The sequence below is a fragment of the Pseudoalteromonas sp. SG41-5 genome, assembly GCF_014164495.1.
GTDB classification, from domain to species: domain Bacteria; phylum Pseudomonadota; class Gammaproteobacteria; order Enterobacterales; family Alteromonadaceae; genus Pseudoalteromonas; species Pseudoalteromonas rhizosphaerae.
In genome coordinates this window covers 1-21436 of record NZ_JACJFH010000089.1, presented here as the reverse complement: position 1 = coordinate 21436, position 21436 = coordinate 1, and the positions used below count along the sequence as shown (strand labels likewise).

Below are 21436 nucleotides of genomic sequence, written 5' to 3'. Positions count from 1 at the left end.
CTTCAGCCATCAGCTAAATCATTTACTGCGGATTACTTTACTAATTGCGCGGATCTTTCGATTTTGCGAAAGAGTCACTTTATTAGTACGTACTGCTAAAGGGTTGTCACCTTCTCTAAACCCGATTCTGCTAGGCGCGCCCATAATTTATAATGCTTTATTGTACTAGATCCCTAGATAGCGTCTATAGCTATATGATAAATCATGTACTTGGTTACCGTGAATTACGATACGTGGTGGGTTATAACCACCCGCGTGCGCGTATTTAAGCTTAACGCGGCGACCACGAACCAGTGGCGGCTGGTGATCAGCTTGTGCCATGTCCATGATGCGGCGCAGCATAGCAGTACTAATACGCTTAGTTGCTGATTCATAAGCTTCGTCAATTGACTCAAACAAATGACCAACACCTGTACCATGTAAAGCTGAGATAAAGTGTAAGCGTGCAAAGTCAATAAAGCCTAAGCGACGGTCAAGCTCCGATTTAATACGATCTTTCACGTAATCATCAAGGCCATCCCATTTATTCACGGCAATAACCAGTGAGCGGCCAGAGTTTAAGGCAAAACCAAGTAAGCTTAAATCTTGATCCGAAATGCCAGCACGGGCATCTACAACCAATAGCACCACGTTACAATCTTCGATTGCTTGGAGGGTTTTGATCACTGAGAACTTCTCAACCACATCGCTGACTTTTTTGCGTTTACGTACACCAGCGGTATCGATCAACACGTATTCTTTTTCGTTACGAGTCATTGGAATATAAATAGAATCGCGGGTTGTGCCCGGCATATCATAAACAATAACGCGTTCTTCACCTAATATACGGTTAGTCAGTGTTGACTTACCTACGTTAGGACGACCGATAATAGCGAGTTTTACTGGCTTATCTGCAAATGCTTCATGCGCTGTAGAATCTTCATCATCTTCAGAATATAAATCGATTAACTCGTCGTCATCGCCTTTACCATCATCATTTTGTGCACTCAGCTCTGCAAGCAAAGGCTGTAAGGTGTGTTCAAGTAACAAGGTAATACCACGGCCATGAGCGGCTGCAATATGATGTACTTCACCCAGTGACAATTGGTAAAACTCAGCACAATTTGAGTCAGCATCAATACCATCAGTTTTATTGGCAACAACAAAGCTTTTCTTTTCTTGTTTACGTAAATGGTTGGCAATAGCTTGATCAGCTACTGTCATACCTACGCGTGCATCAACTAAGAATAATACGATGTCGGCTTCTTCAATCGCCAGTAGCGATTGATCAGCCATTTCGATCTCGATGCCTTCTTCAGAGCCATCAATACCGCCCGTGTCTACCACGATAAATTCATAGCCATCGTAATTAGCTTGGCCATATTTTCGATCTCGCGTTAAGCCCGGAAAATCGGCAACGAGTGCATCACGCGTACGTGTTAAACGGTTAAATAATGTGGATTTGCCCACATTGGGTCGCCCAACTAGAGCGATCACGGGAAGCATAAACTACCTCTTAAAAAAACAACAAAAGGCTTCGCATAGCGAAGCCTTAAAAAAATAAATTAACTATTAATAACTTATAGTTATTTAGCAAATTAGTCCGGTATTTTTACCGCACTAACTTCACCATCTCGGGTGTATAAAATCAGTTTGTCGTCAGCAACAATTGGCTCAATAAAAAAGCCTGAACTGTCGAAGTCTTCACGCGATACAAGCTCGCCTGATTCTTTATTTAGCCAATGTAGATTACCTTCTTGGTCACCTATGGCTAAGTAATTTCCTGCTACCGCAGGCCCTGTTAAGTACCAACCACGAAGGGCTGGCTGACTCCAGCGTTCAATGCCAGAGGTTTTATCTAATCCATAAACAACACCATTACTGTCTACTACGTAAATAGTTTGGGTGTCCATGGCAATGTCACGGTAACTGCTGTATTCGCGTTTCCAGACAACATTACCAGAGCGAATATCTACAGCTGCTAAGTTACCATTATAAGCAATAGCATACGCATAAGGACCACTGATCAGAGGTTGTGTATCAACATCGACTAAACGTTCGAATTCTGATGCGCCTTTTGCTGTAGCAATTTCAGCACTCCACGCAGAGTAACCACTGTCAGAGATAAGTACGCTTAACTTGCCTGTTTCAAGGCCAACTAATACACCGCCGTTAGCAACGGTCGGAGAGCTTTGTCCGCGTAGTGTTAATGCGGGGACTTCTTGCTCATGGCTCCAACGCTCTTCACCGGTATCTGGGTGAAGGGCTAATAATTTACCTGAGCCTAGGTTAACATATATAAGGCCATCACCGGCAGCTGGTTTTGATAACACTTCACCGGGTACTTTTTTACGCCAAACAACATCACCCGTTTCACGGTCAAGGGCAACTAAATAACCATGCTCAGAGCCGATAAAAATTTTACCATAAGCTTGTAAAATACCACCGGATAATTTTGCACTAATGTCGCTTTGCCATGGCCAAAAGGTCAAATTTTCGCGAACATCAGTCTCCCAAAGAGTATTACCGTTTTCAAGCGATAGCGCTTCGACTTTACCAGCACGGTTAGCTACAAAAACACGGTCTTTATATACCGCCGGTGTTAGCCGAGAAAAGTAATGTTCAACACCGTCACCAATGCTTTCTTGCCAAATTACTTTGGTTTCAAACTGATTAACGATTTCAGGCAATACCAGTTCGTCTTCGTCATCGCTTGATGAACAACCGACTAAGGTTGCCATACATAGCGCTATGGTTGCCGCTGTTAATTTTTTCATGGTAACCCCTTACGCCGTTGGGCTAGTTACTGCTAAGTCATCAAGTTTGATTTGCAATAATGGGTTATTCTCCAGACCGCCCGCATCAGCAGCAGTCTGATAAGCACTGCGAGCTTGATTTGCATCGCCTTGAGCTGTGTATATATCACCTTTAAGCTCAGCGACTGTTGCAGTGAATGAATCTGCAAGTTTAGCGTTAAGCGTTGTTAAAGCTTGGTCGTATTGCTGCTGTGCTATTTGCACGCGAGCTAAACGGGTGGTCGCCGTTGCTTTTAAATCTGCATTGGTAACATTAGTCATTATCCAGCTGAGTTTTTCACTGGCTACATCAAGTTGACCTTTTTCTACGGCTTCTTTAGCAGCAACAAAGGCTGCAAGTGCGCTGTAGTTAGTATCTTTGTGCTCTGCGATAAATGTATCTGCCGAACCTAATACTTCACCACCTTCAACCAGCTGAGTATATGCATCAGAGGCACTTTCAGCAGTTGTAATTTGATTTTGGTTATATGCTTTCCAGCCATACAAGCCACCTAAACCAAGCACTACACCTAGCGCCAGTGATACACCATTTTCACGAAAAAAACGTTTGATCGCTTCAGCTTGTTGTTCTTCTGTTGAATAAATATCCATTACTACCTCGTCTTTTTTAGCTGTTTATTAGCTCAGCTAAAAGCGTTTTAATTTGTTCTAATTCTAAGGTGACCTGTTCTTTACGCTCACGTAAATACTTAACTGTCACTACGCCTTGTTCTAATTCATCTTCGCCGATAATCAGTGCAACGAGTGCATCGCTTTTATCTGCGCGTTTAAGTTGTTTCTTAAAGTTACCGCCACCGGCATGGACCATGATACGTAAGCCAGGTACTTCAGCACGTAATTTAGCTGCGATAATAGGGGCTTGAATGCTGGCTTTGTCCCCCATCGCTGCCAAATATACATCAGCGTTGCGACGAATGTCACCAACACATTCCAATGCTTGTAACATTAACACTAAACGTTCCAGACCCATAGCAAAGCCCACAGCTGGCGTTGCTTTGCCACCTAATTGCTCAACTAAGCCATCATAGCGGCCACCTGCACATACAGTACCTTGTGAGCCGAGGCTATCTGTAACCCACTCAAAAACAGTACGGTTATAGTAATCAAGGCCACGAACTAACTTTTCATTAACCGTGTATATGACGCCTGCGGCGTCTAAACGTTCACATAAATTTTCAAAATGTTCTTTTGATTCAGCATCTAAGTGTTCAGACAGTTTTGGTGCATCAACTAAAACCGCTTGTACATCAGGGTTTTTGCTATCTAGCACGCGCAGTGGGTTGCTGTACATACGACGTTTTGAGTCTTCGTCTAGTGCATCAATATGTTGCTCAAGATAAGCCACAAGTGCATCACGGTATTGCGCGCGAGCTTCGTTTGAACCTAAAGAATTAAGCTCTAAACGAACATGTTCGCTGATGCCAAATTGTTGCCATAATTGCGCCGTCAGTAAAATCACTTCAGCGTCAATATCAGCACTGGCAACACCAAAGGTTTCTAAACCAAATTGGTGAAACTGACGATAGCGACCTTTTTGCGGACGTTCATGACGAAACATTGGGCCCATATACCAAAGGCGTTGCTCTTGGTTATACAGTAAGCCGTTTTGATTACCAGCACGTACACATACAGCTGTACCTTCAGGACGAAGTGTTAAGCTGTCGCCATTATTGTCGGCAAAGGTGTACATTTCTTTTTCAACGATATCGGTGACTTCACCAATTGAGCGTTTAAAAAGATCGGTTGATTCTACAATTGGAAAACGAATTTCTTGATAACCGAACGATGCTACTGTCTCGCGTAAGATGTTTTCTACTTTCTGCCAAACTTGGGTATCGCCCGGCAGACAATCGTTCATTCCACGTATTGCCTGAATTTGTTTTGCCACTGCTAAATCCTAAAAACTGTTTTTTGCGTAATAAAAGATGACTACACAACAAGAATGCTAAAAATTGACCCGTCATTATAGCGTTCTAGCTATAAAGGTAAACGGCAAACGGCTTTGTTTGCCGACTATATTGTATTTATTCGACGATTTTGATGTCGATAGGGGTCTGTTTTTCTTTTTGTGCGATAAAGTCGCGTACATAGCCTTCGAGTTGATCAACAATATTGTTGTTATCAATTCGGGCTTTTTGACGTTCGCCATTAATATAAAGGCCCGAGCGACGGTTTGCACCAGCTAAGCCAATATCACTCACTAACGCTTCGCCAGGGCCATTGACCACACAACCAATAACCGATACTGATACCGGTTCGATGATATCTTCCAAACGCTCTTCAAGTTGGTTCATGGTACTAACCACATCAAACTCTTGACGTGAACAGCTCGGACAGGCAATAAAGTTAATCCCGCGAGAGCGAATGCGCAGTGATTTTAAAATATCAAAACCGACTTTGATCTCTTGTACTGGATCAGCCGCCAACGATACTCGCAGCGTATCGCCGATACCTTCGGCAAGTAACATACCTAAGCCTACAGCTGATTTCACTGAGCCTGAACGCATACCGCCTGCTTCTGTGATCCCTAAGTGCAGAGGTTGGTCAATTTCTTTAGCAAGTAAGCGATATGCTCCCACAGCTAAAAACACATCAGAAGCTTTTACTGATATTTTAAATTGATCAAAATCTAAACGGCGCAAAATATTTACATGGCGCATGGCTGATTCAAGTAACGCTTCAGGCGTTGGTTCGCCGTACTTTTCTTGTAAATCACGCTCTAATGAGCCGCCATTAACACCAATACGAATTGGAATGTTGTGCTCACGGGCAGCATCGACTACCGCGCGAATACGTTCTTCACTGCCAATGTTGCCAGGATTAATACGTAAACAATCAACACCATACTTTGCGACTTGCAAAGCAATACGATAATCAAAGTGAATATCTGCAACCAGTGGAATGGTGACTTGTTCTTTTATGCTTCTAAATGCTTCGGCGGCGTCCATAGTCGGCACGGAAACACGCACTATATCGGCGCCGGCATCTTGAATAGCTTGAATTTGTGCAACAGTTGCATCAACATCCATGGTATCGGTGTTGGTCATTGATTGCACGGCAATAGGGGCGCCATCACCGATCGGTACGTTACCCACGTTGATGCGGGTAGATTTTCTGCGTTTAATGGGAGATTCTGAAAACATAGTGACTACTCTGTTAACGGTAAATTAAATTTGGCTAAACGATTTTTTGGGAAACTGGAAATATCAATCTTTTCACCGTCAAGAGTGATATCAACAGCTTGATGCTTACCAAGCACGATAGAAAAAGGCAGATGACCTGATAAAGTCATATCATAACCCGCTTTTTTAACACCAAATGCCACTTTATCACCTTTGCCGTCATGAATTTCAACCCAACTTTCTTCATTGAAATGCATAACTATGGTGCCAAGGCCATCATTTTGTGGCTCGCTTGACGCTTCGCTCGGGGCAACGTCTAATTCGGTGGTATCGGCTTGTTGCTCCATAATTTGCGCCGCAGTGGGGTCATCAATCGATTCATCAGGGCCAGCTTGTTCTAGCTGGCTGATTGACGCCACGTCAGGCTCTGCCTGTGCGACTGCAACTGTCTCTTCGGCAAAGCTATTTAAAGATTGCGTTACAACTTGTTCGTCAAGAGGGGTTGAATTTTGCCACCACCATAATGCGGATGAACCAATAACAATTGCCAGAATAACGTAACTCACCAGCATCAAGCGACTATCATGGGCTTCTTTTTCTGTTCGTCTAGAAAAGCTTTGCATGTTGGTTTTTTTAACGGTTTCCTGCGGTTCAGGGAACAGCGCTAAAACGGCCGCAGTATCTAAATTAAAGGCGCGACAATAACTTTTTGCATAACCTTTAACAAAGGTAGCAGGGCCGATTAATTGGTGTTCGTCATTCTCAAGACGTTGTAATTGCAACACCGATAATTTTAAATTTTTTGCCAACTCTTCTAAGCTGACATTCGCTTGCTCGCGGCTACTTTTTAAAGTTTGGCCAAGAGTGAGCGTTGTTGATTCTGTATTTTCATCATTCATAATGAGTATGATTCAGGGTCCACTAGTAACAGTCTATGCCCAGGTTTAAGTGCAACATCCGGGCTTAATTTATTCCATCGCATTAACTGATCAATTAACAAGCGACGCTTGGTGGCAATACTATACAAAGTATCACCGACGTTAATTTCGTAATAAATGTTGGGATCGTTGAGATAAATTTTCGTCCCATTGACCACCCGATCAGATTCTTTCAGACCATTCCATTGGAGTAATTTCTGTAGTTTAACATTGTATCGTACTGAAATGCTAAATAGGTTTTCACCATCTTGCAAAACATGGTAAGGCGTCGTTAATTGTGGGATCCGCGGATTTAGCAACGGTGCGTGAGTATTTTGTTGCGGATCTTGAAAACGGATCTCAGGTGTAGAGCTATAACTTGACTCTGCGAAGACGGCAGCGTTGCGTTTTGGCTGGTAAAAAACCACCTTTTCTTCATCCGTTAATTCATCACTAAATTGTGCTTGGCTTGAAGCCTGGCTGTTATTTGCAACGGCTTGGCTATCAGTGGGCGCACCAAAAGAAACAATTTTTACACCATCTTGTGCTTTGCTGCTACGAGCAAGCGTTTGGGGAGGCGTTGCGGCAGTCGCTGTGGGCGCTGTTGCTAAATGCACAGTTGGTATTGCTAATGCTTTAGCAACTGCCTCCTCAGAGGCTAATGATGCAATGTCCGTCGCTTGAGTTGAAGTTACAGCTGGATTGTTTGGTGTTTGTGCGACCACCAGAGCAGACATTACTGCCACAGGATCATTATTGTTTGCTGGAGCACTGATCTGTACAGCGGTAGTATCAACGTTTGTTTGCACTGGCGTTGTTATTGCTGTGGTACTTAAAGCCGCCAAAATACCACTCGTATCGACTGGTGTTGATACTGTTGCTTGGCTTTGCTGGCTACTTTGTGATGCGGTGCTTTGCGTTGGCGCAACCGGTGAGGTTAGCAACGCGGCAGTTAATTCATTGCTGCTTGCATTGTTATTTTTAACGGCCATTGTTGGCGTTGTGATACTTTGCGCCGACGTACTAGTTGCTGGCGCTTTTTTCTTTTTTACAATGCGTATTTTGGGTGCCGAAATCACCTCTCCCGCAGGGCTATTTGCTTGTAGCTCATCTAATTTTGCTTGGCGGTATTGCGAGCGCAGTATTTCAAACTCACTACGTTTGATTTTTTGCTCGCGAATGATCCCCGCTTCACTTGAGGTTGGGTAGGTTTGCAATATCATTGCCGCAGTGGTTTCGGCTTTTTCAATGTGGCCCATACGCTGCTCAACTAAATAGCTTAATAGCAATGAGCGAGACGATACTTGACCACTATTCTCATAACGCTCAAGTATTTCTTTTGCTCTATGTAAATCACTTTTAGCGTAATACAAAGCGGCTAAACTGATCAGTGATGAGGCACGCATTGAACTGTGATTAATGGCCGATTTGAAATATTTTTCAGCGTTATCAAAATCATCAAACTCAATGGCGCACAGAGCTAAATTTTCATAACTTTCTGCTACTCGTATATAACTTGGGATGGCAATGGCTTTGAGTAGTTGTTCTGTGGCGCGGTCGTACTCGTCAATACCGCATAAAAATACCCCGTAGTTATTTCGGGTATTAGGATCATTGGGATCAATTTTTATTGCTTTTTGATAGGCTTTATCGGCTTGTACGTTTTCGCCGACTTGTTGGTAATAATAAGCAAATGAATAATGGACTTCAGGAAGATCAGGAGAGAAAGACGCGGCGCGTTCGAGGTTATACTTTGCTTGCGAGCTATTACCAGTGCTTAAATATTCTAATGCTAAGGCTATTCGGGTACGTGCTGCGCCGGTATTATTGATTTTATTTTCAACGACTGGTTTGTCATTGCCATCATAACTATTTTCAGTTACACACCCAGTTAAAGCGAGTGCACTGATAGTTAAAGCAAGTAAAGATCGCATTACTTCTTCTCTTTATTATTGTCCATGCACCTATATTACCGAAAAGCCCTTATCTTGCATCATTTATTTAAAAATAAAGCAGCGCTAAGGGCTTTTGATTCACGACAACAGGTTATGCTTGGTGGATATTAACCGCAATCGCATTATCGTCGCGCATTTTCTTTTTCGCTAAACGTTTTGTACGGTCAACTACATCACCAACTAACTGGCCGCAGGCTGCATCAATATCATCACCGCGAGTACGACGCACAATACAGGTAATACCTGCTGCTTGTAGCACTTTTGAAAAGCGGTCAATACGGCTGTTACTAGAGCGTGTATATTCGTTACCCGGGAATGGGTTAAACGGGATAAGGTTCACTTTAGATGGTGTGCCTTTGAGTGTTTTAACTAATTCATGGGCTTGATCTGTGCTGTCATTAATACCATTTAGCATCACATACTCAATGGTCACATCTTTATTGGCTTTAGAGCCATCAATGTAACGACGACACGCCGCTAAAAACTCTTCAATTGGGTATTTTTTATTGATTGGCACTAAAATATCACGTAATGCGTTATCAGGTGCGTGTAGAGAAATAGCCAATGCAACGTCGATTTTTTCTTTCAATAAATCAAGTGCAGGCACCACACCAGAGGTACTTAAAGTAACGCGGCGTTTAGATAAACCAAAACCCCAATCGTCCATCATTAATTCCATTGCCGGAACTACGTTTTTAAGATTAAGCAATGGCTCGCCCATGCCCATCATAACGACGTTGGTGACCGGACGCTTTTCACTGTTGCCATCAAGGCCTATGTCTTTGGCCACACGCCAAACTTGGCCGATAATTTCAGATACTTTTAAGTTACGGTTAAACCCTTGCTGCGCTGTTGAGCAAAATGTACATTCAAGCGCACAACCAACTTGCGATGATACACACAAGGTGGCACGTTCTTTTTCTGGGATCCATACGGCTTCAACTTCTTGGCCGCCTTCAAGTATCAGCGCGTACTTGATTGTACCGTCACTGGCTTGTTGGCGTACGGTGATCTCAGGCGCGACAATTTCACATTCTGCTTTTAGTTTTTCTTTCAGCTTTTTGTTAACGTTGCTCATTTCGTCAAAGTTATCAACGCCAAAATGATAAATCCATTTCATCACCTGATCGCCACGGAATGGCTTTTCACCGAACGATACAAATAACTCGCGCATTGCATCTCGGTTTAAATCTAATAAGTTAATCTTTTTTTGCTCAGTGGTCATGAAACAACCTTAATCAGTGACGGTGGTGATAAAAATTTACAAAGGCGAATTGTACACAATTCACTCACTTTAATCATTAAGTAAAACATCATAAATTAGATAATTAATACTTTAACTAATGACTAAAAAAGGGCTCGAAAGCCCTTTTTACTTTTGCTTAGCGCGTTCGAATTAACGAGTACGTGGGCAAAGCTCTTCGTCTGCGAAGAAGTACGCGATTTCGCGAGCAGCAGATTCAACAGCGTCTGAACCGTGAACAGCATTTTCGTCGATGCTATCAGCGTAGTCAGCACGTAAAGTACCAGCTAGTGCTTCAGCAGGGTTAGTAGCACCCATGATTTCGCGGTTTTTAAGAACAGCGTTTTCGCCTTCAAGAACTGTAACCATTACTGGACCAGATGTCATGAAAGATACTAAAGCACCAAAGAAAGGACGCTCGCTGTGTTCTGCGTAGAAACCTTCCGCTTTCTCTTGTGAAAGGTGAACCATTTTAGCTGCAACGATTTTAAGGCCAGCAGTTTCGAAACGGTTGTAGATAGCGCCGATGTGGTTTTTAGCAACTGCATCAGGTTTTACGATTGAGAAAGTACGCTCTAAAGCCATCTTTATGCTCCAATAATTTTTAAGTAAAAGTGTGAATATTAACGGGCGCGAATTATACGCGTTTTAGTAGGCAATGCCTAGTTTTATTAAAAACTAGCTTGATGACAATTGTGCGATTTTTAAATGTTAGGCAATCACCACGCATAGAAAAGCATGATGCTGTGAATTAATTAATGATCTAACATTGCATGGGACTACGTATTACTTAATTTAGCTAATAATAAGTTGAAATATTTTTCGAAGGTTATTTTTAGTACAAAATGGTGCTCAGTGACTATAACGTTTAGGCCCTTATCTGTAACTGCACTATTAAAAATTACCTTAAATTTTATTAACCTTATGTTTTAATTGTTTATTTTAAAATTATTGATAGGCGCTTTTGTATCATTCGAGCTTTTGCCATTTAAACTGCTATAAGATGCACAATAGAAAATCCACTTTTAGCTTAAAATGATTATTTTAGTTAAATTCTACTAAATTTGGGGACTTGGTTTACACTCAAGTTATAACCATGAAATAAATTAAAGGTTTTAATATCTTCGTGCTTCATTTCATCCATTTCATTGATAGTAGGTTGCTATGTTTTTTAATAACACTATAAAAAGTGAGAATGCTAAATTAAAAAGTCAGCTTTTTGTGCAGAATCAAGTAAGAAAAAGCTTAGACGAAGAAATGCTAGTTTTAATCATTGATAAGACTGGGCTTATTTCATCGCAAAATAAAAACTTTGCAAACGAGCTTGGTTACCCTGATCAGCAACTGATTGGAAAAAAGTTACTAGATTTTGTGCCAAGTAACGCCAGACAGACAGGGCATTTTAAAAGCTTAAAAAAAGCATTAGAGAAGCATGAACACTGGGCTGGTGCATTGCAGTTTGTTCATGTTAATGGTGAACAAGACTGGCTAAGAAGTATTTTACAGCCGATCATTGATGAGCAAGGTAAGCTAGTTGAGTTTACTCTGCATTCTAATGTGTTAACGCGTACGATTGAAACCTCCCGTGAGCATCAAGATTTAATTAAAGCATTACATCGTGCCATGGCCGTTATTGAATTTGATACTAATGGCATTGTATTGACAGCAAACGAAAACTTTTTGGCGGGAATGGGCTATTCACTTAAAGAGATTGTTGGCCAACATCATCGTATTTTTTGTGAACCAGAAGAGGCTAATTCACCAGAATATGAAGCCTTTTGGAAACAGCTTAAAAGAGGCGAATACGTTTCAAGCCGTTTTAAACGCATAGACAGTTATGGGCGAGTGGTTTGGCTTGAAGCTTCTTATAACCCAATTTTCAATGAGCAAAACGAACTGTATAAAGTGGTTAAATTCGCTACTGTTATTACTGAGCAAGTTGAGCGGGAGCTCGCAATCGCAGAGGCGGCAGATATTGCCTATAGCACTTCAACTGAAACTGACCACCTTGCAGATCAAGGTGCTGCTGTCATTGAGCAAGCGGTTAAAGTAATGAATGAGCTGGCGGTGCAAATGTCGCAAGCAGGGGATGAAATATCAGCATTGGATAAACAATCACAGTTAATTGCCAGCATAGTGCAAAGTATTAGCAGCATTGCTGATCAAACTAATTTGCTAGCTTTAAATGCGGCGATTGAAGCAGCAAGAGCTGGTGAGCAAGGGCGAGGTTTTGCGGTAGTCGCCGATGAAGTGCGTCAATTAGCATCTCGAACCAGTAAAGCCACAGAGGAAATTGTTGAAGTGGTACAAAAAAATCAATCCTTAACGCAGTCAAGTGTGAAAGCCATTAAGCAAGGTGAAGATAAAGCACAAGAAGGGTTAGAGCTGTCAAACGAGTCTGGCATTGTGATGAGCAATATTAAAAAAGGTGCCCAGCAAGTCGTTGATGCAGTGAGCCAGTTTGCCAATCAATTAAAGTGAGTTTTATGATTTCGATCAAAACATCTTAATTTAACGTACCATATACTGCTGCGCTTTATTACTTGATCTGATTTTCAGGTTATTTTCATGCCACTGGCTTGATCCCAGTTTTATGTATGGAGCGCGCATGTCGTCAATTATTACCTCGTTTACCCCAGAGTTACTTTCACCAGCTGGCAGTTTAAAAAACATGCGTTATGCCTTTGCTTATGGGGCTGATGCGGTGTATGCCGGACAACCTCGTTATAGCTTGCGAGTACGTAATAATGAATTTGATCTGGAAACGTTAAAAATAGGCATTGATGAAGCGCATGCGCTGAATAAAAAGTTTTATGTGGTATCAAACATTGCCCCGCACAATGCCAAAGTGAAATCGTATTTACGCGACATTGAACCAGTAATTGCGATGGGGCCAGATGCGCTGATCATGTCAGATCCGGGTTTAATCATGTTAGTGCGTGAAAAATGGCCTGATATGGCTATTCATTTATCAGTACAAGCAAACGCTGTAAATTATGCCAGTGTACAGTTTTGGGCTAAACAAGGCATAGAGCGGGTGATTTTATCCCGCGAGCTATCACTTGAAGAAATAAGTGAAATTCGCACGCTTTGCCCAGCAACCGAGCTAGAGGTATTTGTACATGGCGCATTATGTATGGCGTATTCTGGCCGTTGTTTGTTATCAGGCTATATAAACAAACGCGATCCAAACCAAGGCACCTGTACCAATGCATGTCGCTGGGAATACGATGTAAAACCGGGCGTTGAAAACGAAACCGGTGAAATGGTGCACAAATTTGATCCTCAGCAGGTTATTCCTACTCTTGGCGACGGCGCACCAAGTAATGATATTGTTATGCTTGAAGAGCAAGGCCGCCCGGGTGAATACATGCCAGCGTTTGAAGACGAACACGGCACTTATATCATGAACTCAAAAGATTTACGCGCCGTGCAATACGTAGAGCAGCTTACAAAAATTGGCGTGCATAGCTTAAAAATAGAAGGCCGGACTAAATCGTTTTATTATGTTGCGCGTACAGCACAGGTTTATCGTAAAGCAATCGACGATGCCGCAGCAGGAAAACCATTCGACGCTGATTTATTTAAAACATTAGAAAACCTAGCCCATCGCGGTTACACCGAAGGCTTTTTAAAGCGCCACGCCCATCAAGACTATCAAAACTACGAATACGGCCATTCAGTTTCTACCAAGCAACAATTTGTTGGCGAAGTATTAGGGCGAAATGCCACTGGTTTAGTTGAGATTGATGTTAAAAACAAATTCTGTGTGGGTCATTCATTAGAGCTGATGACCCCTAAAGGTAATATTAGCTTTACCCTTGAATGCATGGAAAACAAAAAAGGCGAAAGTATTACCGATGCTAAAGGTTCAGGCCACATAGTAAAAATTCCACTGCCTGATACTATCGATTTAGAGCACGCCATATTAATGCGCAACCTAGATGAAAACCAAGACACCCGCAATCCGTTTAAACAAATCGCGGGTTAGCTTGTAGTTAACAACAGGTGTTAATGCTTTCAACACCTTTAATTATCTATCATCCAAGTTTTGGGTTGATTATTACCTATAAAAAGTGATGCCGAAAAACAAAGCCGCGGTATCACTTTCAATAGACATTAGCGTAATTGAAAGTGCTGGAAAACAGCTTGTCTAACTTCAATATACTCAATGTGGCCATTACTAGGTATGATCATATCTTGAAATTCATACTGGTATCCGTTGAAATTAACAAAGACATCACAGGTATAAAAAGGCGTACCCTGTGCGCCAGATTTACTGACAGGAACCACACGTTGATGATCGCTGGTTGTGAAATTTTCGCGATCAATACGCCCATACGAAAACCCCTGTGATGATTCAAACCAAGTAAATGCAACAATTGAAAGAATTACGGGCATACACAAGTAAGCGTGCTTTATAAGCCTTTCCCTATATTTATAGGCCAAATTTGGTAGCATAATCATATTAATAACAATTAATGCCGCAGATAAATAAACGCCAAAAATGAGGAGTAAACGAGTATCAGCCATTGCGATCACCATAAATGGAAATAAAGCGATAACGATTAAGATAATGGCATAACTAAGGCGGGTTTTAGGGTTGCTTGCAAATAATGCTAATAACACCATTCCTATAAAAATATAAGCAAGGAACAAACAAAGTGGTAAGCCAAGTATTGAAACGCTAACATATATTTTCTGCATGCGGGTAAAGTCCAGCATCGGTATATTTACAACCGTTACAGCAATAACGTAAGCAATTAAATAAACCATTAAACTTATTTTAAAGTTGTTAAAGACTTTGCCAATAAGCCAGTTGATTGACTTGGTAATGTAGCAAATAGGCGATATCATATTTAAGTCATCTTTAACTTCTATTAACTTTTCTTTACTCATTTAGCTCCAATCATCATATGTATTTTTTAAGTTATTGACTCCATTAGTATTATAAGATAGTTGCGTAAAAATAGTAATCAGAAAAAGTTGCCCTTAAAATACACGTCGTTACTTAATTTAGTTCCTTAGGTTTATTCTTAACCCCAAAACCAGCACTTCAGTAGGTGATTATCACTAATTAGACCTTTTCTGTAAAAAATATTTATATTAATTATTTAACTGTTTTTTAGTTAAGCCGTGCAGGAAGCTTGAGCCGATAGGAAATCTATAACTGCATGGAAAATTCTGGAATTACTGAAGAAGATGTAATTCGTTGTCGATAATCGAGATTGGTTAACCCAATAAATTGGGGCGTTAAATGCAGGGCAAGCTTACTGTCGAAAACAGCAAAGAACTGGGTAATACAAAGGGTCGTAAAGTAAAATTTATCATAATAGTTATAATCACTTTTTTTAAGAGGTTGTTAAAACTAGCATTACACGGGCTAACTCTCTATGACCAGATTTTTGATAGCTATTACGATATTTGTTTTTGATTATTAAAATTGCATTGCCTGCGATTCAATTCCCACCTACAACTGCTACAGATATTAAGAAGATAAAACCATGAAATTACAAAGCAGATAATTGATTCAAGATCTTTACCGACTAAATTATATGGTTTTTGAACAATTAGAGTAAAAATTGCAACCCCAAATTTGTAGAGAAAATCTAATTGATTTGTAAGTGCTATTAGCTGAATACAATTAGCGACCAGTTAAATGCTTATTCATGGCGTACGTATTATCAAGCTGTTGCTCTATTAAGTTAATCGTTTGCTTATTTACGCCGAGTGCTTTAGCTGTGTCTTTAAAGTTGAAAATAATCTCTGCTATTTCAGATATGATCACTTGTACCTGCTTCCAATTTGCATAACCAGCTGCAGAGGCCAGCTTTTGAATCGCTTTTAGTGGTGGGTTTTTTCCAAATCCGGCAAATGAAGTCGCATGCTCGTTAAAAGGATGAGGACTAAAAGTTACATCATAAAAAGGCGCTAAATCCCACTCACCTGAATCTTCTTGTAAAAAAGCCCAGTTTTTACTGTGGTCATCTTGATTACAGCTAAATAAATTAAACATAGCTCGACGAAATTGTAACTGCCCTGCAGCAGGTGATTTGCATAAAACACGGCTCGCTTTAATTAAATCCTCATAATCTAATGAAGGTGTGCGAAAATCAGCATCCAGTAAGCCACATGCACTATGCATATGTTTGCAGCCCATTTTATCACCCATTAATTTAAACCTATCGAATCGCTTTAAGGCGAGCCATTGCTTTGCACCGGTTCCTTCTGGGGCGGGTACCAGTAATCTCTGAGGTGGGTTTAATCCCGTTTGTTCAGCCAAATCCAAATACACAGCTTCACATAACCCTTCCTCATGTCCTAAAGCGAGGTTTTTGGATGTGAACTTTATTAACCAAGCATCATCGCCCGTTTTAGGCTTTGTTCTACATTCTTGTATATTATTGTCAGGAAAATAAATTTGAGCCTTAGGTCGTGCACCGCCGGAACTGCCAGCAGCTACTAACGCAGAAAGTACTTCTTCTGTTTGCCCGTCAAATATTGCTTGAGCTTGTTGACCTAATGTAGCAAGGCCAGCCTCATTGTCATTTGTGCCATCATAATGAGTTTCAGGTGTAAACGATAATGCGCCCATAGCCGAATGGCCAACAAAAGATAAGCGGTCCATAGCGGTAACAAAGTTAGGCATTATATTATTTTGTCTGAATACGTGGTCCTGTAGAAGTAACCCCCACCCATCAGGTAAACAATCAGAAAAGACCCCATGCAACCCGTTGTGTGGGTTTTTAGGTGCTAACTGAACCTCTCTATTAAAGGCGAGTGAGAATGGCGAAAGATTACCGTATGTGTCTAAATAACTTTCCTCGAATTGAAAGTAAACACCTTGCCTATTTTGAGCAAGTACACCCACCATTAATTCTGATGAATCTGAAAGTGTACGTTTTACTTCTAGCTTATCTATGGGTTTAAAGGCCATTGTTTAACACCTGATCAATAGACGTTGGCGCATTTTTATTTTGAGCTGGCACTTTTGTTAAGTCATATAAACGAGTTAAGTCGTCGAGTGTTTGCCACAAAAGCAATAGCTGTCTGAATGAAATAAGCCCTGTAACCTCAAACTTTTTTATTGTAGAAGCAGGTACTGTGCTTTTTTTAGCTAACGCCTCGCGTGACATTTTTGCTTTTTTACGACATTCTTTTAGATGCTCAGCAAAGGCTTGCTGCACATCACCTTCGCTTAATAATAGATAATTAATAATAGCACCTCACGAACTTGATTGGACATTACTATAGCCAAAATTGCTTTTTTATGAGTTTAATGGATATTATAGTATCCATTTTTTAGTTGTAAAGTGAATGGTTGAATGCGGATTACCTAATATGATTTTTATTGATTGAGATCAACAAGAAAACGCGGAATAAAATGCATAATTTACGGCTGCAAATTTATGCTAGAAGTACTAGCTCTAATAAATGAGGTTAGAGAGTGGCTTTACTAATTAACAGCAAATGCATTAACTGCGACATGTGCGATCCAGAATGCCCTAACGAAGCCATTTATATGGGCGCTAAAATCTACCAAATCGACCCTGCAAAGTGCACCGAATGCGTAGGCCATTACGACAAACCCACCTGCGTGAGTGTATGCCCGATAGATTGTATAAAGCCCGATCCCGCTCATCGTGAAAGTATAGATGAACTGGCCGAGAAGTATGTAAGGTTGATGGGTTAGTTTGTTGATTGGTTTTTTATGTTTCATCGGGTTACGAGGCTAAAGTTGCGACACTGTCGCAACAATTAAACTGCTCGCATATTGCGTATTGTTATCGATAAAAACCTCCTCATATATTTTATAATTAACACTCAAAAAAGCACGACCTTTGCGGTATGATAAGCTAATAATTTATATTGATATTCTTGCAAAGAGAGACCACATGGACGCTGCATCAAAAAAGCCTGCAACAAAAAAAGCCGCAAAAAAAACACAAGTCGGGTTTGAAGAGTCCCTTTGGGATGCCGCCAATAAACTGCGCGGAAGTGTTGAATCAGCCGAATATAAGCACATTGTTTTAAGCTTAATCTTTCTTAAATTTATTAGTGACAAGTTTGAAGGGCGTAAAAAAGCCATTGCCAGCGAATACGGTGACGAATACATCGACATGGTCGACTTTTACGCGATGGATAACGTATTTTACCTACCAGAAGACGCACGCTGGTCGCATATTCAAATCAACGCCAAGCAAGGCGATATAGCCGTTAAAATAGATACCGCCCTGCACGCGGTTGAAAAAAACAATAAATCACTCGCGGGCGCATTGCCCGACAACTACTTTTCACGTTTAGGGCTTGATGCCAGTAAGCTCTCAGCGCTTATCGATACCATTAATAATATCGACACCATTGCCAACCAAAACGAAAAAACAGAAGAAGACCTCGTTGGCCGTGTTTACGAATACTTTTTAGGTAAATTTGCCGCATCTGAAGGCAAAGGCGGGGGCGAGTTCTATACGCCAAAATCAATTGTTACCCTAATTGCCGATATGATTGAACCATTCGAAGGCAAAATTTACGACCCCTGTTGTGGCTCGGGCGGTATGTTTGTGCAATCGCTTAAGTTTATTAATAGCCACAACGGTAATCAAAAAAATGTGTCTATTTATGGGCAAGAGTACACTAACACCACCTATAAATTGGCAAAAATGAACCTAGCCGTGCGCGGTATTTCGGGCAACTTAGGTGATGTAGCAGGCGACACCTTTTTTAAAGACCAACACCCCGACCTAAAAGCCGATTACATTATGGCAAACCCACCGTTTAACCAAAAACAGTGGCGCGCCGATAACGAGCTAGTCGACGATGCCCGTTGGGCAGGTTATCCAACACCGCCTACCGGTAATGCCAACTATGCGTGGATCATGCATATGATCTCAAAACTCAGCGAGCATGGCACCGCAGGCTTTGTATTGGCTAATGGTTCAATGAGTTCAAACACCAGTGGCGAGGGCGATATTCGCCAAAAAATAATCGAAAATGATTTAGTCGATTGTATGATAGCCCTACCAGGGCAGCTATTTTACACCACGCAAATTCCAGTGTGTTTGTGGTTTATAAGTAAAGATAAACGCGGTAATAACGAAAAAGGCATTCTAAAACGCCGCGACCGCCAAGGTGAAACGCTATTTATAGACGCTCGCGAAATGGGCGCTATGGTTAACCGTACTTTAAAAGAGCTAACCAACGACGACATAGCTAAAATTACACAAACCTACCACCTTTGGCGCGGCGAAGAGCTTGCCACACAAAACGCGGAGCGAGAAAGCGCAAGTAAAGAGCAAAGCGCAGATAAAAAGCAAAGCGCAAATAAAGAGCAAGAATATGCAGATATCGCCGGTTACTGTAAATCAGCCACCCTTAGCGATATAAAAGCGAACGACTACGTACTGACCCCTGGGCGCTATGTTGGCGCGGCTGATATTGCAGACGACGGCATCCCGTTCGAAACTAAAATGAGCGAGCTTAGCCAAACCCTTTACAGCCAAATGAATCAAGCCGATGAACTTGATAATGCTATTCGTAAAAATTTACAGGCCTTAGGCTATGGCGAAGAGCATTTTGCTGAAAAGCGCGATAGTGAAGAACGTAATGACTAACAGTAAAGAGCATCCATCGACTCAAAACGAGCACTTATTAGTTGATATTCGCCGTATTGTTGAGCAAGCCCGTGGGCAAGTTAAACAACCCGTAAATACCGCCATGCTACAAGCGTATTGGCAAATAGGGCGCTTAATTGTAGAAGATGAACAAGGCGGTGAAACACGCGCAGCTTATGGTAAAGCATCATTAAAACGGTTATCGCAGCAACTCACCACTGACTACGGTAAGGGGTTTGACATAACCAACCTGCGTAATATGCGCCGCTTTTATCTCGCCTTTGAAAAACAAGACGCAGTGCGTCTCGAATTAAGCTGGACGCATTATCGCACCCTATTACGGATTGATAATTCAACTGCACGCAATTGGTATCGCGATGAAGCCATTTTACAAAATTGGTCGGCGCGCGCCTTAGAGCGCCAAATTGGTACACTTTACTACGAACGTTTACTCTCAAGTAAAAATAAACAACCCGTAGAGCAAAGTATTATAAATACCCTACAACAGTTTTTATTAGAGCTTTGTAAAGTGCTCTCCAAAATCGTGGAAACGCAGAATCATGGAGAGCGATGCAATGGAAAATAAACACCCTTTATTGCTTGAAATAGAAAAAGGTGAAAGCAAAAATTTAGAATTTAAAGTGCAATTGCCAACCAGTAAAGAGTGGGTTAAAAGCATTATCTCTTTTGCCAACTCTGCGGGTGGAAAGCTGGTTATAGGCGTTTCTGATAATAGAACACTGATAGGCTTGCAACATTTTGACCTATTTGAATTAATGGATAAAATTAGCTCAACAATGCATGAACTGGTTGCACCTACGCTATTACCTAATATTTATATAGAGAATATTAACGGGATTGAGTTATTAGTGATAGAAGTGCAGCGCGGAGCATTACTCCCTTATTATTTAAAGAGTAAAGGCAAAGAGCTGGGTTGTTATCAACGTATTGGTGCGACTAATCGCGTAGTCAGTCAGGCGCAAGTGATAGAGCTTGAACGTCAGCGTAACCATATTAGCTTTGATTCACTTATTAATTATGAAGTGGATTTATCAACCCTTGATTTAACGCCACTTCAACAACGTTTTGCAGCGCATGGTAAACCATTAACACCAGAAAAGTTATTAAGTTTAAAACTAGTCAAAAACGATAATAATACGCTTTACCCCACACATGGCTTGCTGATCTTATTAGGCTTTTATGAGCATGTAGAAATAAAATGTAGCCGATTTAAAGGCAACACAATGTCTATCTTTTTAGATAAAAAAGAGTACACGGGTGATCTTTTTCAGCAAATAGAAAACGCAGAGCTATTTATAAAAAACCATCTTCATTTACGCGCAGAGGTACTGGGGTTGCAACGTATTGATACCTTTGAGATCCCATTTCCTGCAATTCGAGAAGCATTACTCAATGCAGTGATGCATCGAGATTACAGCAATTTTGGACGAGATATAAAAATAGGTATCTACGATGATATTGTAAATATTGTATCGCCAGGCGGTTTACCACATGGATTAACTATGCATGATGCGCTAAAAGGGCGCTCTGAAATCCGCAATACGGTGATTGCAAGAGTGTTTAAGGAGCTGGACTTAGTTGAGCAATGGGGCAGCGGTATACAAAGAATAAAAGAGTATTGCACCAAGGCGAACACCGGTTTACCTGTGTTCTCTGAGTCAGGCGATTTTATCGATTGGGAATTCCCAAGAAAAACACACCAGAGTAATGAAGTATTAGCAATAAATGATGGAATAAATGATGGAATAAGTGATGGAATAAGTGATGGAATA

The 21436-nt window shown here is 41.2% G+C and carries 17 protein-coding genes and 1 pseudogene; 6 read left to right on the top strand and 12 right to left on the bottom strand.

All coding sequences use genetic code 11. The annotated features are described in order from the left end of the window. Window positions 1–18: 18 nt before the first annotated feature. The 9 genes and pseudogenes from der to ndk form a co-directional block, all read right to left on the bottom strand. A pseudogene (der, locus tag H5232_RS18440) lies at window positions 19–1485 on the bottom strand (ribosome biogenesis GTPase Der). A gap of 92 nt (window positions 1486–1577) precedes the next feature. After that, a complete protein-coding gene (gene bamB / locus H5232_RS18435) occupies window positions 1578–2756 on the bottom strand; it encodes an outer membrane protein assembly factor BamB (protein WP_182762507.1) in 1179 nt (392 codons plus the stop codon). 9 nt (window positions 2757–2765) lie between these two features. After that, the gene (locus H5232_RS18430) at window positions 2766–3386 is read right to left on the bottom strand and encodes a tetratricopeptide repeat protein (protein WP_149981918.1); all 621 of its coding nucleotides are present in this window, start codon (window positions 3384–3386) and stop codon (window positions 2766–2768) included. A gap of 16 nt (window positions 3387–3402) precedes the next feature. Next, window positions 3403–4683 (bottom strand): histidine--tRNA ligase, encoded by a 1281-nt coding sequence (gene hisS / locus H5232_RS18425; protein WP_182718271.1) that lies wholly within the window; start codon window positions 4681–4683, stop codon window positions 3403–3405. A gap of 136 nt (window positions 4684–4819) precedes the next feature. After that, entirely contained in the window at window positions 4820–5938 is a 1119-nt protein-coding gene (ispG, locus tag H5232_RS18420; RefSeq protein WP_145239699.1) for a flavodoxin-dependent (E)-4-hydroxy-3-methylbut-2-enyl-diphosphate synthase, read from the bottom strand. A gap of 5 nt (window positions 5939–5943) precedes the next feature. Continuing rightward, on the bottom strand, window positions 5944–6816 hold the full coding sequence (locus tag H5232_RS18415) for a RodZ domain-containing protein (RefSeq protein WP_182762503.1): 873 nt from the start codon (window positions 6814–6816) through the stop codon (window positions 5944–5946). Further along, window positions 6813–8768 (bottom strand): type IV pilus biogenesis/stability protein PilW, encoded by a 1956-nt coding sequence (gene pilW / locus H5232_RS18410; RefSeq protein WP_182831302.1) that lies wholly within the window; start codon window positions 8766–8768, stop codon window positions 6813–6815. Before pilW ends, H5232_RS18415 begins: the two co-directional genes overlap by 4 nt. 112 nt (window positions 8769–8880) lie before the next feature. After that, entirely contained in the window at window positions 8881–10014 is a 1134-nt protein-coding gene (locus H5232_RS18405; protein ID WP_145239689.1) for a bifunctional tRNA (adenosine(37)-C2)-methyltransferase TrmG/ribosomal RNA large subunit methyltransferase RlmN, read from the bottom strand. 171 nt (window positions 10015–10185) lie between these two features. Then, complete coding sequence (gene ndk, locus H5232_RS18400) at window positions 10186–10617, bottom strand: nucleoside-diphosphate kinase (RefSeq protein ID WP_008111339.1); 432 nt, start codon at window positions 10615–10617, stop codon at window positions 10186–10188. A gap of 579 nt (window positions 10618–11196) precedes the next feature. On the opposite strand from ndk, the gene H5232_RS18395 reads away from it, so the two are divergent. Next, window positions 11197–12513, top strand: a complete 1317-nt coding sequence (locus H5232_RS18395; protein ID WP_182718274.1) for a PAS domain-containing methyl-accepting chemotaxis protein — start codon at window positions 11197–11199, stop codon at window positions 12511–12513. Between the two features lie 127 nt (window positions 12514–12640). Next, window positions 12641–14023 carry a tRNA 5-hydroxyuridine modification protein YegQ gene (gene yegQ / locus H5232_RS18390; RefSeq protein WP_182831301.1) on the top strand — a complete coding sequence of 461 codons (1383 nt, stop codon included), beginning with the start codon at window positions 12641–12643 and terminating at the stop codon, window positions 14021–14023. A gap of 128 nt (window positions 14024–14151) precedes the next feature. Here the strand turns inward: yegQ and H5232_RS18385 are convergent, their stop codons facing one another. The 3 genes from H5232_RS18385 to H5232_RS18375 form a co-directional block, all read right to left on the bottom strand. Beyond that, window positions 14152–14931 (bottom strand): hypothetical protein, encoded by a 780-nt coding sequence (locus tag H5232_RS18385; protein ID WP_182831300.1) that lies wholly within the window; start codon window positions 14929–14931, stop codon window positions 14152–14154. A gap of 745 nt (window positions 14932–15676) precedes the next feature. Continuing rightward, complete coding sequence (locus tag H5232_RS18380; RefSeq protein ID WP_182831299.1) at window positions 15677–16969, bottom strand: type II toxin-antitoxin system HipA family toxin; 1293 nt, start codon at window positions 16967–16969, stop codon at window positions 15677–15679. Next, window positions 16959–17249, bottom strand: a complete 291-nt coding sequence (locus H5232_RS18375; RefSeq protein WP_149981911.1) for a helix-turn-helix transcriptional regulator — start codon at window positions 17247–17249, stop codon at window positions 16959–16961. The genes H5232_RS18380 and H5232_RS18375 overlap by 11 nt, the downstream gene beginning before the upstream one ends. A gap of 230 nt (window positions 17250–17479) precedes the next feature. Between H5232_RS18375 and H5232_RS18370 the strand changes: the two genes are divergently transcribed. From H5232_RS18370 to H5232_RS18355, 4 genes are all read left to right on the top strand, one after another. After that, on the top strand, window positions 17480–17725 hold the full coding sequence (locus H5232_RS18370; protein ID WP_182718278.1) for a YfhL family 4Fe-4S dicluster ferredoxin: 246 nt from the start codon (window positions 17480–17482) through the stop codon (window positions 17723–17725). A gap of 202 nt (window positions 17726–17927) precedes the next feature. After that, window positions 17928–19643, top strand: coding sequence for a class I SAM-dependent DNA methyltransferase (locus H5232_RS18365; protein WP_182831298.1), 1716 nt, complete (start codon window positions 17928–17930; stop codon window positions 19641–19643). Beyond that, entirely contained in the window at window positions 19636–20229 is a 594-nt protein-coding gene (locus H5232_RS18360; RefSeq protein ID WP_259400153.1) for a DUF1016 N-terminal domain-containing protein, read from the top strand. Before H5232_RS18365 ends, H5232_RS18360 begins: the two co-directional genes overlap by 8 nt. Then, window positions 20219–21436, top strand: a 1218-nt coding sequence (locus H5232_RS18355) for an ATP-binding protein (protein ID WP_182831297.1), incomplete at its 3' end; no start/stop codon positions are given. The genes H5232_RS18360 and H5232_RS18355, both read left to right, overlap by 11 nt.

Excerpts from the sequence above, each read along its gene's own strand:
- bamB (WP_182762507.1), bottom strand. The coding sequence starts at position 2,756 with ATGAAAAAATTAACAGCGGCAACCATAGCGCTATGTATGGCAACCTTA.
- H5232_RS18430 (WP_149981918.1), bottom strand. The coding sequence starts at position 3,386 with ATGGATATTTATTCAACAGAAGAACAACAAGCTGAAGCGATCAAACGT.
- ispG (WP_145239699.1), bottom strand. The coding sequence starts at position 5,938 with ATGTTTTCAGAATCTCCCATTAAACGCAGAAAATCTACCCGCATCAAC.
- H5232_RS18415 (WP_182762503.1), bottom strand. The coding sequence starts at position 6,816 with ATGAATGATGAAAATACAGAATCAACAACGCTCACTCTTGGCCAAACT.
- pilW (WP_182831302.1), bottom strand. The coding sequence starts at position 8,768 with ATGCGATCTTTACTTGCTTTAACTATCAGTGCACTCGCTTTAACTGGG.
- H5232_RS18405 (WP_145239689.1), bottom strand. The coding sequence starts at position 10,014 with ATGACCACTGAGCAAAAAAAGATTAACTTATTAGATTTAAACCGAGAT.
- ndk (WP_008111339.1), bottom strand. The coding sequence starts at position 10,617 with ATGGCTTTAGAGCGTACTTTCTCAATCGTAAAACCTGATGCAGTTGCT.
- H5232_RS18395 (WP_182718274.1), top strand. The coding sequence starts at position 11,197 with ATGTTTTTTAATAACACTATAAAAAGTGAGAATGCTAAATTAAAAAGT.
- yegQ (WP_182831301.1), top strand. The coding sequence starts at position 12,641 with ATGTCGTCAATTATTACCTCGTTTACCCCAGAGTTACTTTCACCAGCT.
- H5232_RS18385 (WP_182831300.1), bottom strand. The coding sequence starts at position 14,931 with ATGAGTAAAGAAAAGTTAATAGAAGTTAAAGATGACTTAAATATGATA.
- H5232_RS18380 (WP_182831299.1), bottom strand. The coding sequence starts at position 16,969 with ATGGCCTTTAAACCCATAGATAAGCTAGAAGTAAAACGTACACTTTCA.
- H5232_RS18365 (WP_182831298.1), top strand. The coding sequence starts at position 17,928 with ATGGACGCTGCATCAAAAAAGCCTGCAACAAAAAAAGCCGCAAAAAAA.
- H5232_RS18360 (WP_259400153.1), top strand. The coding sequence starts at position 19,636 with ATGACTAACAGTAAAGAGCATCCATCGACTCAAAACGAGCACTTATTA.